Below are 11,777 nucleotides of genomic sequence, written 5' to 3' on the forward strand. Positions count from 1 at the left end.
GATGGGCCTGCGGGCTCGGCCTTTCGTCGAGCCTCGCAGCCTCGCCTCCTGAGAGCCCGGCGCCCCTCATGATCGACCGTGCTGCGCGCGAGGCGGTTGCCTGGCTTCCCTCAGTGGTAGAGGCGGGTGCGCGACTGGATTCGCGAGCCGAGGAGATCGACGTCGCCGAAGCCGGCTATCTGCCGCAGATCAACGCCGGCGTGGGCACAGGATACGACAACATCGGCCAGAGCCGCTGGCGCCCCCGCGCCAACGTCTCCGTCTCGCAGATGCTCTACGACTTCGGGAAAGTGCGCAGCTCGGTCGACTCGGCAGAGGCCGGTGTCGCGATCGGCGAGGCGCGGCTCCTGCTTGCGGTGGATTCGCTGATCCGCGACACCAGCTACTCGGTCATCGAACTCCAGCGCACCGAAGCGCTGCGGCAGATCGCGCTCGACCAGCTCGAAAGTGTCCGCGGCATCAGCGATCTCGTGCGGCACCGCTTCGAGCAAGGCGCGGCGACCAAGGCGGACATGCTGCAGGCCGACGCCCGCGTGCAGGCCGCCCAGGCGACGATCGAGGAGATCGAGGCCGAGCACCAGCGCTGGCAGACAACCCTCGCCCATCTTCTCGGACGCGGAGAAGCTCCCGCAGTGTCGTCGGAATTGCCCGACGACTTCATGCAATCCTGCGCGCAGGGGGAGCCGGACTGGGAAACGATTCCGGCGATCCGCGAGGTCCGGGCCGAGCGCGACCAGGCGCTCGCCGACCTGGAGCGCAGCCGGGCAGAGAGCCTGCCCACCGTGTCGCTCGGTGCCGGTGGCGCGACCGACATCCACGATCCGTTCGGAGGCCGCGAAGAGTACAATTTCGGGATCAACGTCTCCACCTCGCTCTACAACGGCGGAGCCAACCAGGCGCGGATCCGAGGCGCCTCCCACGCGCTCGGCGCCGCCGACGCGGCGGAAGCGCGCATCCGCAACGATGTGAGCCGCACGCTGAGCGAAGCGCAGCGGCAAGTGGCGAGCTTCGGCCGCGTACTCGACACGCTCGCCTTTCGCGAGGCGAGCATGCGCGAGACCGGCAAGCTTTACCGCCTGCAATATCTGGAGATGGGGACCAAGACGCTGGTCGACCTGCTCAACGCGGAGCAGGAGCTGCATCAGGTCCGCTTCGACAGAGTCAACACGCAGCATGATCTCCGCCGTCTGCAGGTCGATTGCCTGGTGAATTCGGGAACCGCACGCGAGGCGGTCGGACTCGCGGGCGCCACCATCGGCGGCACGGTCCTGTGACGGTCGAGGCCGCCCCGGACGCGGATTTCCGCCCGCACGCCTGGATCGAGGCCTTCCATCTCGTCGCTCGCCAATACGGGCTGCCGGTATCGGCCGAGACGGCCCGGCTGTCCGATCGCTGGCTGCATACCAAGGGGAATGAGGAGCGTATCCGCATGCTCGCGCGGCACGCGGGCTTGCAGGTCCACTTCGCCGAACCCGCCTCGCTGTCGTTGACGAGCTGGCGCCTACCGGTCGTCGCACGGATGCGGGACGGCGATCTGGCCGTGATCACGGCGGTCAGCGCGTCGGGGGAAGTCAGCCTGGCCGTCGCGGGCGAGGCCGGATTGCAGCAGCGCATGGAACTGGCCGAGCTGATCGAGGCCAGCGAGAGCTTCGTCGTCCCGCGCCCCGCCGGCGCCATCCCGGACGCGCGGGTCGATACCTATATCCGCCCCTACGAGGAGCACTGGCTGCGGCGAATTCTGCTGAAGGACCGCCGCTCCTACGCCAGCGTCGTCGTCGCATCGCTGGTGACGAACACGCTCGCGCTGGCCGGCGTGCTGTTCTCGATGCAGGTCTACGACCGCGTCGTGCCGGCGGGATCGTTCCCGACGCTCTACGTCCTGTTCATCGGCGTGCTGTTCGCGATCGGTTTCAGCTTCCTGCTGACCAAGCTGCGCACCAATATCATCGACGTGCTGGGCCGGCGGGCGGACCTGCGCATTTCCGATCGGGTGTTCGGCCATGCCTTGCGGGTGCGGAACAGCGACCGTCCCGCCTCCACCGGAACGTTCATCGCCCAGCTCCGCGATCTCGAGCAGGTGCGCGAACTGCTCACCTCGACGACGGTGTCCGCCATCGCCGACATTCCGTTCTTCCTCCTGTTCCTGGCGGCGTTCTGGTTCATCGCCGGGCCGCTCGCCCTGGTCCCGCTCGGCGCGATGCTGCTGCTGCTCGTGCCCGGCTGGCTCGCCCAGCGGAAGCTGCGTGCCTACGCGACCGAGGCAATGCGCGAGTCCTCCCTGCGCAACGCCATGCTGGTGGAAGCGATCCAGCGGATCGAGGACGTGAAGACGCTCCAGGCCGAAGACCCGCTGCAGCAGCGGTGGAACCACTTCAACGCCGTGGCGGGCGAGGCGCAGCTCAAACTCCGGGGCCTCACCAACGGGCTGACCGCCTGGGCGCAGAACGTGCAGAACGCCGTTTACGCCACGATCGTGTTCGTCGGCGCGCCATTAGTGATCGCGGGCGACATGACGACCGGCGCGCTCGTCGGCGCATCGATCCTGGGCTCGCGCATGATGGCGCCGATCTCGCAGGTGGCGCAAGTCCTGAACCGGTTGCAGCAGGCGAAAGTCGGCATTCAGGGCGTGGACCAGATCATGGCGCTGCCGGTCGACAACCCCGAGCACGGACACCGCCTCCAGATCCCGGCGATACAGGGGAATTTCGGCCTCCGCTCGGCCATCTTCACTTACGGAGACGCCAACGCGCCCCCCGCGCTGGCCGTGCCGCAGCTGGACATCGCCGCGGGCGAGAAGATCGCACTGCTCGGCCGCAACGGGGCCGGCAAGTCGACCCTGCTGCAGGCGCTTTCCGGGCTGCTCCCGCCGATCGCGGGCGAAGTGCTGGTCGACGACCTGGCGCTGCAGCAGATCGATCCGGCCGATGTGCGGCGCGACATCGGCCTGCTCAGCCAGAACAGCCGCTTGTTCCACGGGACCTTGCGCGACAACCTGACGATGGGTGCGCCCAATGCGTCCGACCAACAGATCGCGGCCATGCTGGAAATGGTCGGCGCCGACGATTTCGTGCGCCGGACCCAGTCGGGGCTCGACTACATGATCCTCGAAGGCGGTCTGGGCCTCTCGGGCGGACAGACGCAGGCCCTGCTCCTCGCGCGGCTGTTGCTGCGCGAACCCTCGGTCGTCCTGCTCGATGAGCCCACCGCCGCGATGGACGAGGCGGCCGAGCGGCACTTCATCGAACGCTTCGCGGACTGGAGCAAGAGCCGCACCGTGATCATCGCCACGCACCGCATGCGGGTGCTCGAACTCGTCGAGCGGATCGTCGTGATCCACAACGGCGCGGTCAAGCTGGACAAACCCAAGCACGCCGCGCTGGCGACGATGCAGGGCAAGGGCAAGGCCGCATGACCGCGCAGGCCGCGAGCGAGGACTGGCTGTTCGGTGAGGAGACGGATCCCCGCCTGAAGCTCTCCAGCCGCCTGGTCTGGACGCTCGGCGCACTGTTTGCCGCCGCCATCCTCTGGGCATGGTTCGCCACGCTCGACGAAGTGGCGACCGGCAGCGGCCGGGTTGTGCCGACCATGCGCGAACAGGTCATCGAATCGCTCGAAGGCGGCATCGTCGCGAAGCTGCACGTCCAGCAGGACGATCTGGTCGAGGCCGGGCAGATTCTCGCACAGCTCGACCCGACCCAGGCGAGCTCGACCTTCGAGGAAAGCGCCGCGAAGTACCGCGCGGCGCTTGCGGCGTCGGCCCGGTTGCAGGCGGAAGTCAACCAGACGGCGCTGACCTTTCCCGCCGAGCTCGAGGAGTTTCCGGACCTCAAACAAGCGGAAACCCGCCTCTACGAAACTCGCCGGCGCAGCCTGAACGAGTCGGTTCGCCTGATCGATCAGTCGATCGCACTGATCCGCCGTGAAGTCGCGATCGGGGAATCGCTGATCGAGGTCGGCGCCGCGAGCAACGTTGAGGTGATCCGGCTGCGGCGCCAGCTTTCCGAGCTCGAGCTGAAGAAGGCGGATCTGCGCTCGCAATATCTCGTCGAGGCACGGCAGCAGCTCTCCGAAGCAAACGAGCAAGTGGAGGCTCTCGCTCCGGTCGTGCGCGGGCGTTCCGACACCGTGAGCCGGCTGACGCTCCGCTCCCCGGTCAAGGGGATCGTCAAGAGCATCGAGGTTTCGACCGTGGGCGGGGTGATCCCGCCGAACGGGCGGCTGATGGAGATCATTCCGCTGGAGGACCAGCTCATGATCGAGGCGCGCATGTCGCCGCGCGACATCGCCTTCATCCATCCGGGGCAGAGGGCGACGGTGAAAGTCACCGCCTTCGACTATTCGATCTACGGCGGCCTCGAAGGCGAAGTCGCGTCAATCTCCCCCGATACCATCCGCGACGAGGTCAATCCCGAAGTCTATTACTACCGCGTCTTCGTCCGCACGACGTCGAACGCGCTGGTCAACGATGCGGGCGAACGCTTCCCGATCGTCCCGGGCATGATCACCACCGTCGACGTTCACACCGGGCAGAAGACGGTGCTGCAATACCTGATGAAGCCGATCAACCGGGCACAGGAGGCTCTTCGGGAGAGGTGACGGATCGGCTCGAAACCTGCCTGGAGCGCCTCCGCACCCGTCTGGGGCAGGTCCCATCCGTGCAGGTCGAAGGCCAGGCGCGCGCGGTCCTGTTCTTCTCTTTCACCGACGGAACCCGGCGAGCGACGACCGTAACCGCGAGCGGGGACACCGTGGAGGAGGCCTGGCAGGCCGGCGTCGAGCGGATCGCCGCCAGCGGCAGGGCGGTTCGCTGGTTGCGCCTCGACTGGGTCGACGCGGTGGAGCGCAGGACCTGGGGCGAACTCAAGGCAGCGCTGCGCACCATCAAGCGCAACTATTTCCGCCTCGGCGTCTCGCTCGATCCCGGCTTCGAGCACGCGTTCCTCGAGACCGAGATCAACGCCAACGCCATGCTCTACGGCGGAAACCGGAACCCGGCGGCCGTCCTCAACGAGAAGAACTTCCGCATCTACGCCGAAAAGCGCCACCGGCTGGCGGATCTGACGTTCGGCGACGACGATCCGGTCTGGCTGTTCACCACCAGGGGCGCATTCGTCGGCGACGATCTCGCGGTCCACGAGCTTTCCGGCGCCGGTCTCGACTCCGGGCGGCGTACGATGGGCGCGCTGCAGCCGGAGGATGCGGCACAGCTCGTCCGGTCGGGCAGCGCCTATCTCGCCACGCAGGTTCTCGACGACGGGCGCTTCCATTACGGCTGGCATCCGTGCTTCGACCGCCCCATCCGGGCCTACAACACGCTGCGCCATGCGAGCACCGTCTATGCCATGCTCGAAGCATGGGAAGTCACCCGCGACGAGGATCTGGAGCAAGCGATCAGCCGCGCCCTCGCCTATTTGACGGGGGAGCTCATTCGAATCGCGCCACTCCCTTCGGAGGAGAAGGCAGCGTTCCTCGTCGACGTCGGGGACGAGATCAAGCTGGGTGGGAACGCCGTGGCGATCCTTGCGCTGCTCAAGCACCATGCACTGACGGGAACCGCCGAAAGCCTCGCGCTCGCCGAGCAGTTGGGTGCGGGAATCCTGCACATGCAGGATCCCGATAACGGATCGTTCTCCCATGTGCTCGCCTATTCTTCGCTGAACGAGAAGGAGCGCTTCCGGATCATCTACTACGATGGCGAGGCGGCCTTCGCCCTTATGCGCCTCTACGAGGCCACCGGCGACGAGCGCTGGTTGTCCGCGGTGGAGAAGGCGTTCGCATACTTCATCGACCAGGAGCACTGGAAGGCACACGACCACTGGCTCAGCTATGCCGTCAATGAACTGACCCGCTATCGGCCCGAGGAGCGCTATTTCCGGTTCGGGCTCGACAACTTTCGCACCCATCTCGGCTTCGTCCTCGAACGGATCACGACTTTCCCGACGCTGCTGGAGCTGATGACCGCGGCGGAGAGCATGGTCGCCCGGCTGCGCGCCGATCCCGAGCGGCGGCACCTGCTCGACGGGATCGACCTGACGCGCTTCTACCAGGCGCTCGACTTTCGCGCGCACTATCTGCTCAATGGCCACTTCTGGCCCGAGCTGGCGATGTTCTTCGCCCGGCCGGAGAAGATCGCCGGCAGCTTCTTCATCCGCCACCACGCCTTCCGCATCCGCATCGACGACGTTGAGCACTACTTGTCGGGCCTGGCCGCCTATCGCCGCTATCTTCTGGCTCGCGATGGCGAAGACGCTGCCGCCCACCGTCCTCCGGTGGAGAAGAACCAGCGTCACTGGACCGCGGCGGATGTCGAGAAGGCGACAGGCGGGGAATGGCTGAGGCGTCCAGAGGCGGACTGGTCGACGAGCGGATTGTGCACCTACCTTCCGGCATTCCGCGATGGAGACATGATCGCGCTGCGCCCGCCCGATGGCCAGCGCGGTGTCTCGGAACGTCACATTCCCCGCCTGGCGAACCGTGCCGCGGCCTATATCGGCAGCGACCCCGTGCAACTCGAAGACACTGGCGCGCCGGCTCTGCTTGTGAGCGATGTCGAGGCGGCAATTCTCGACCTCGGCGAATATGCGCGCCGAAAGATGGCTGGAAAGGTCGTCGCCGTCACCGGCAGCGCCGGAAAGACGAGCACGGTCGCAATGCTGGCGCACGCGATGGAAGGCTACGGCGCAGTCGGGACGACACGCCACAATGCCAACCTGCCGCACGGGATCGCCTGGAATCTCGCCTCGATCCCGTGGGACGTGCCGCATATCGCTCTGGAGCTGGCGATCGGCCGGATGGCGCAGAATTCACGCCTGACCCGGCCGGACGTGGCAATCTTCACCAACATCCTGCCCGCGCATCTCGAATACCACCGCGATCTCGCGACGATCGCCCGGCGAAAGAGCGCGATCTTCCAAGGCATGCGCCCCGGCGGGGTGGCGGTGCTCAACCGCGAGATGGCCGAATGGGCGCGGGTCCACATGGCCGCCCGCAGCCGCGGCCTGCGCGTGATCAACTACGGCCGGGCGGCGGGATGCGAGGTCAGGCTCGCCGGCTACGATGCATCGTCCCGCGTTGCCGAGGCGTGCATCGGCGGGCGCAGCGTCGCCTTCGCGCTGGGGGCCGCCGGGGAACACATGGCGCTGAACGCGCTGGCGGTTCTCGCCGCGCTATGGGCGCTCGGCCGCGATCTCGAACCGGCGCTGTCGCGACTGGCGACCTTCGTCCCGCTGGAAGGGCGCGGCCGGGAATTCGAAGCCGATATCGAGGGGCGGCGGGTGCTCGTCCTCGACGAGGCCTACAATGCCAATCCCGGTTCGATGGAAGCGGCGCTAGCGCTGCTGGGCACGAAGACAGGGGCCGCACGCCGCATCGCCGTCCTGGGCGAAATGGCCGAGCTCGGTCCCGACGCGGGTTCATACCACACGCAGCTTGCCGCCGCCGTGGCCCGCCAGCCGATAGACCGGGTCTATGCGCTTGGCCCCCTATACGACGAGTTCTGGTCCAATCTGCCCGAAAAAATCAGGGGAGCCCGACCTTCTTCCTTAGAAAAGTTAAGAAGCTGTTTACTATCCGACCTGAAAACTGGGGACGCAATACTTTTCAAAGGTTCACACAGCACTGCTATACATCAACTTGTTTCTGATATAGAAACGACAGAAGAAAGGAACTGACTTCAAGATAAAGCTGAATTGTTAAATATTGTTTCGGAGCATTTGACAAATATCGTCATGAGAAGTTCGAAGGACAGGATCATCCCGCTTCCCGCGGATCCGTCACCCTCCTCCCGGCGGACGGTCGAATCCCTGGCGCAGGCCGGCCACGGCCGGACGATTCTCGAACGGGAGCTCGTCGATTGCGCGCGGCGGCTCATCCGCCTCCGCAAGGAAATGGACCAGCACATTCCGCCCGGTCTGGTGAAGGACTACGCCTGGGACATACTCCTGGAGTTGTTCGTCAACGGCGAGGAAGGCGGCATCGTTTACGTCAAGCAGCTGATGCTCGTTTCAAGTATAACTCCGACATCGGCGATGCGGCTGATCGACCGGCTCGAAGACGAAGCGCTGATAGAGCGGCAACCCGATCCGCTCGACCATCGGCGCGTCATCGTCGGCCTCTCCGACCGCGGGCGCAGCGCAATGGTCACCCTCCTGCGGAAAATTCTGGAGCAGCCGGCCGAGAGCGATACCGCAGCCCGGCCAAAGCCGTTCGTCCCCCGCGGCCGATAGCGGCTCGGCTCAGGCGAATCCGCTTTCGAGGAAGCGCAGTGCGCAGCCGGCGAGCATGGCGGTCCCCTGCGGCAGTGCGCTTTCGTCGACAGTCATCCGCGGGGAGTGGATGCCGCAGCACTGGCGCCAGTCCTCCCCCTCGGGCGCGACGCCAAGAAAGAACATGGCGCCCGGGACTTTCTCCAGCACGTAGGCAAAATCCTCCGCGCCCATGATCGGCGCCGGCAACTCGCGCCACGAACCTTCGCCCAGCGCCTCGTGAACGACCTCGCGGCCGAGCGCGACCGCGCGTTCGTCGCAGATGGTGACGGGAAAGCCCTCGGTCACGGTCAGCTCGGCGTCCACCCCATGCACCTGCGCCACGCCGCGCACGACCGCCTCCATCGCCTCGCGCACGGCGGTGCGGTGGCGGGGCGACAGTGTGCGGATCGTGCCGCGCAGGCTCGCATGATCGGGGATGACGTTGTGCGCGGTGCCGGCCTGGAGCTGAGTCACGGTGACGACCACCGCATCGGCCGCGTTGAAGCGCCGCGTGACCATCGCCTGCAGCGCGCCTACGATCTCGCATGCGGCGGGCACCGGATCGCGCGCGTCGTGCGGCATTGAGGCATGGCCGCCCTGCCCAGTCACCAGGACATCGAACTGATCGGCCGCGGCCATCAGCGGCCCCGCACGGCCCGCGAGCACCCCGTAGGGCGCGTTGGGCATGATGTGGAGCGCGAAGGCCGCTTCCGGCAGCGGGCCGTGCGCGCCGCCGCCGAGCAGCCCGTCCTCCAGCATGAAGCGCGCGCCGTGGAAGCCTTCCTCGCCGGGCTGGAACATGAACAGCACTTCGCCGGCCAGTTCGCCCTGCCGGGCCGCGAGCAGCTCCGCAGCGCCGGCGAGCATCGCGGTGTGCGTATCATGTCCGCAGGCGTGCATCCGCCCCTCGATGGTGGAGGCGAAGTCGAGCCCTGTCTCCTCGCGCATCGGCAGTGCGTCCATGTCGCCGCGCAGCAGGACACGCCGCCCCGGTCGTGCACCCTTGAGCACCGCGACCTGGCCGGTCGTCGACGAACCTTCACGCCATTCGAGCGGCAGATGCGCAAGCGCGGCGCGCACTTTCGCCATCGTCATCGGGGTGTGAAGCCCGAGCTCTGGTTCGGCATGGATCGCGCGGCGCAGGGTGACAATGCGGTCGGACAGCGCGCGGGCGGAGTCGAGCAGATCGGGATGGAGCATGGGCCGAGGTTACAGGACCGGACCGGGCCGGCGAAGCGAAAATGTCTAGGTCCGCACCCCACTCTCCGGCTAAGGCGCCCTCATGACTCCCGCCGACGCCAATCTGCCCGTGCCCGAGGTGCGGATCGCCACCGCAGGGCCGTCGGTGGGCGTGATCTACAACCCGCGCAGCCACCGCAACAAGGGTCAGGACCTCTATCTCGGGGTGAAGGCCAACATCTTCGTCGCCCAGCCGCCCGACACCGCCCGTCTGAAGGAGGAGCTGGCCCGCTTCGCCGCGCGCGGGATCGACTATCTGGTCATCAACGGCGGGGACGGCACTGTGCGCGACGTGCTCTCGGCCGGGCTCGACGTGTTCGGCGATGCCTGGCCCGACGTCGCCGTTCTGCCCAAGGGCAAGACGAACGCCCTCAACGTCGATCTCGGCGCACCGCCGGCATGGACGATCGGCGCGGCGATCGGGGCCTATGCCTCGGGCCGCCGCGTGGTCCGCCGGCCGGTTCGGGTCGATGCGCTCGATCGGGCGGCAGCGCCGATGCTCGGCTTCATCTTCGGTGCCGGCGCCTATACGCTCGGCATCCGTGCCGGGCAGGACGCCCACCGGCTGGGTGCGTTCGACAGCCTCGCGGTGGGAGTCACGGCGGGGTGGGGCATTCTCCAGGCCCTGCTCGGCAGCGATCGCAACCGCTGGCGCCGCGGCGTTCCGATGGAACTGACAATCGGCCCCGAAGGCCGCGCACTGCCGCACGTTCCTGCCGGCGACCCGGCACGGCGCCATTTCCTTCTCGCCTCGACGCTCGAGAGGTTCCCCGCCGGCCTCAATCCCTTTGGCGAGCCGCGCGAAGGGCTCAAGCTCGCGGTCCTCGACCATCCCGCGCGAGGCCTGCTGCTGCAAATGCCGGCGATCGTCCGCGGGCACGGATCCGAGCGTCTGCGCGAGCAAGGCTTCCACCGCGTCGCCGCTGACCCGATCGAGATCGCGGTTGACGACGAGATCATCCTCGACGGCGAGGCCTTCCCCGCCGGGCGCTACCGGCTGACGAGCGGCCCCGAGCTGCGCTTCGTGGTACCGTGAACGGCGCGCTGGCGCAGCGGATCGAGGAAGGACTCGAGGCTGCGGTTCACCCTGCGGTCACTGTTTTCGCCGCGCGACTCGCCGAGGAAGCGGGCGCGGCGGCAGCGCTGTTCTACGGTTCCAACCTGCGCACGGGCGAGCTCGAAGGCGTGCTCGACTTCTACCTCCTGCTGCCGGGCGATCAGGCAGAGCGCATCTGGCCGCGCGTGAGCTATCACGAATGGGAGCACGAGGGGCGCGTGCTGCGTGCGAAAGTCGCGCGGATGGCCTTCGCGACATTCGTTCGGGCGGCCGAGGGGGAGAGCCGCGACACGACGATCTGGGCGCGTTTCGTGCAGCCGAGCGCGCTGGTTTGGCTGTCGGCCGAGGATTGGCGTCCGCGCGTCGCTGCCGCGATCGCGAGCGCCGCGAAGACGGCGGCCCGGCTCGCCGCGGCGCTCGGGCCGGAAAGCGGTACGGCCGGGGATTACTGGCGCGCGCTGTTCCGCGCGACTTATCAGGCCGAGTTCCGGGTCGAGAAGCCGGGGCGCGAGGATTCGATCCTGTCGGTCAACGCCGCTCATTTCGAAGGGCTGTTGCCGCTCGCCTGGGAGGCACAGGGTATTCCCTTCGCGCGCGATGGAGAACGGCTCGCGCCGCGCCTTTCGGCCACCGAGCGGCGGCGTATCCTGAGCTGGTGGGGGCGCCGGCGGCGTTTCGGCAAGCCGCTCAATCTCGCGCGACTGGTCAAGGCGAGCACGACCTTCGACGGGGCCGCGCGCTACGCGGCTTGGAAGATCGAACGGCACACGGGCGTTCCCGTAGCGATCACGCCTTGGCGCGAACGGCACCCGGTGCTGGCCGCGCCGGGCGTGCTCTTCAGAGTCTGGCGCGCGCGCCGGCGCGGTTAGACCATGAAGCTTTCGCCGCAGCCGCAGGCACCCTTGGCATTAGGATTCTCGAACACGAAGCCGGCGGTGAAATCGTCCTCGCGCCAGTCCATCACGCTGCCGACGAGGTAGAGCACGCTCGCTCCATCAATGTAGAACGTGCCGCCGGGCGTTTCGATCTTCTCATCGAACGCCTGTTCCTCGGTCACATAATCGACCGAATAGGCGAGGCCCGAGCAGCCGCGCCGCGGCGTCGAGAGCTTGACCCCGATGGCGCCTTCGGGCGCCTTCGCCATGAGGTCGGCGATGCGCCGCTCGGCCGCTTCTGTCAGCGTGACGGCGGCAGGGCGTTGGCGGGTTTTGGTCTCGGTCATGATACAAATCTAT

The 11,777-nt window shown here is 67.3% G+C and carries 9 protein-coding genes; 7 read left to right on the forward strand and 2 right to left on the reverse strand.

Translation table 11 applies throughout. The features are described from left to right. Window positions 1–68: 68 nt before the first annotated feature. From D2V04_RS17010 to D2V04_RS17030, 5 genes are read left to right on the forward strand one after another with little or no spacing between them, the layout of a single operon-like run. Window positions 69–1,274, forward strand: coding sequence for a TolC family protein (locus D2V04_RS17010; RefSeq protein WP_119511705.1), 1,206 nt, complete (start codon window positions 69–71; stop codon window positions 1,272–1,274). After that, window positions 1,271–3,412, forward strand: a complete 2,142-nt coding sequence (locus tag D2V04_RS17015; protein ID WP_119511704.1) for a type I secretion system permease/ATPase — start codon at window positions 1,271–1,273, stop codon at window positions 3,410–3,412. Before D2V04_RS17010 ends, D2V04_RS17015 begins: the two co-directional genes overlap by 4 nt. Continuing rightward, complete coding sequence (locus D2V04_RS17020; protein WP_119511703.1) at window positions 3,409–4,596, forward strand: HlyD family type I secretion periplasmic adaptor subunit; 1,188 nt, start codon at window positions 3,409–3,411, stop codon at window positions 4,594–4,596. Before D2V04_RS17015 ends, D2V04_RS17020 begins: the two co-directional genes overlap by 4 nt. Next, complete coding sequence (locus D2V04_RS17025) at window positions 4,593–7,670, forward strand: UDP-N-acetylmuramoyl-tripeptide--D-alanyl-D-alanine ligase (protein WP_119511702.1); 3,078 nt, start codon at window positions 4,593–4,595, stop codon at window positions 7,668–7,670. The genes D2V04_RS17020 and D2V04_RS17025 overlap by 4 nt, the downstream gene beginning before the upstream one ends. A gap of 57 nt (window positions 7,671–7,727) precedes the next feature. Further along, on the forward strand, window positions 7,728–8,225 hold the full coding sequence (locus tag D2V04_RS17030; RefSeq protein WP_119511701.1) for a MarR family winged helix-turn-helix transcriptional regulator: 498 nt from the start codon (window positions 7,728–7,730) through the stop codon (window positions 8,223–8,225). A 9-nt stretch (window positions 8,226–8,234) separates the two neighbouring features. Here D2V04_RS17030 and D2V04_RS17035 read toward each other — a convergent pair whose 3' ends face one another. Then, window positions 8,235–9,446, reverse strand: coding sequence for a M20 metallopeptidase family protein (locus tag D2V04_RS17035; protein ID WP_119511700.1), 1,212 nt, complete (start codon window positions 9,444–9,446; stop codon window positions 8,235–8,237). Between the two features lie 82 nt (window positions 9,447–9,528). Here D2V04_RS17035 and D2V04_RS17040 point away from each other — a divergent pair, with 82 nt between their 5' ends. Continuing rightward, a complete protein-coding gene (locus D2V04_RS17040) occupies window positions 9,529–10,521 on the forward strand; it encodes a diacylglycerol kinase family protein (protein ID WP_119511699.1) in 993 nt (330 codons plus the stop codon). Then, window positions 10,518–11,411 carry a hypothetical protein gene (locus tag D2V04_RS17045; RefSeq protein ID WP_119511698.1) on the forward strand — a complete coding sequence of 298 codons (894 nt, stop codon included), beginning with the start codon at window positions 10,518–10,520 and terminating at the stop codon, window positions 11,409–11,411. Before D2V04_RS17040 ends, D2V04_RS17045 begins: the two co-directional genes overlap by 4 nt. Here the strand turns inward: D2V04_RS17045 and D2V04_RS17050 are convergent. Next, on the reverse strand, window positions 11,408–11,764 hold the full coding sequence (locus tag D2V04_RS17050; RefSeq protein ID WP_182849622.1) for a HesB/IscA family protein: 357 nt from the start codon (window positions 11,762–11,764) through the stop codon (window positions 11,408–11,410). The genes D2V04_RS17045 and D2V04_RS17050 overlap by 4 nt on opposite strands. Window positions 11,765–11,777: the final 13 nt, after the last annotated feature.

Origin of the sequence: Pelagerythrobacter aerophilus (genome assembly GCF_003581645.1) — a bacterium.
Classification (GTDB): Bacteria; Pseudomonadota; Alphaproteobacteria; order Sphingomonadales; family Sphingomonadaceae; genus Pelagerythrobacter; species Pelagerythrobacter aerophilus.

Bases quoted from the DNA above. Each gene is read 5' to 3' on its own strand.
- D2V04_RS17035 (WP_119511700.1), bottom strand. From the start codon at position 9,446: ATGCTCCATCCCGATCTGCTCGACTCCGCCCGCGCGCTGTCCGACCGC.
- D2V04_RS17050 (WP_182849622.1), bottom strand. From the start codon at position 11,764: ATGACCGAGACCAAAACCCGCCAACGCCCTGCCGCCGTCACGCTGACA.
- D2V04_RS17030 (WP_119511701.1), top strand. From the start codon at position 7,728: ATGAGAAGTTCGAAGGACAGGATCATCCCGCTTCCCGCGGATCCGTCA.
- D2V04_RS17010 (WP_119511705.1), top strand. From the start codon at position 69: ATGATCGACCGTGCTGCGCGCGAGGCGGTTGCCTGGCTTCCCTCAGTG.
- D2V04_RS17020 (WP_119511703.1), top strand. From the start codon at position 3,409: ATGACCGCGCAGGCCGCGAGCGAGGACTGGCTGTTCGGTGAGGAGACG.
- D2V04_RS17040 (WP_119511699.1), top strand. From the start codon at position 9,529: ATGACTCCCGCCGACGCCAATCTGCCCGTGCCCGAGGTGCGGATCGCC.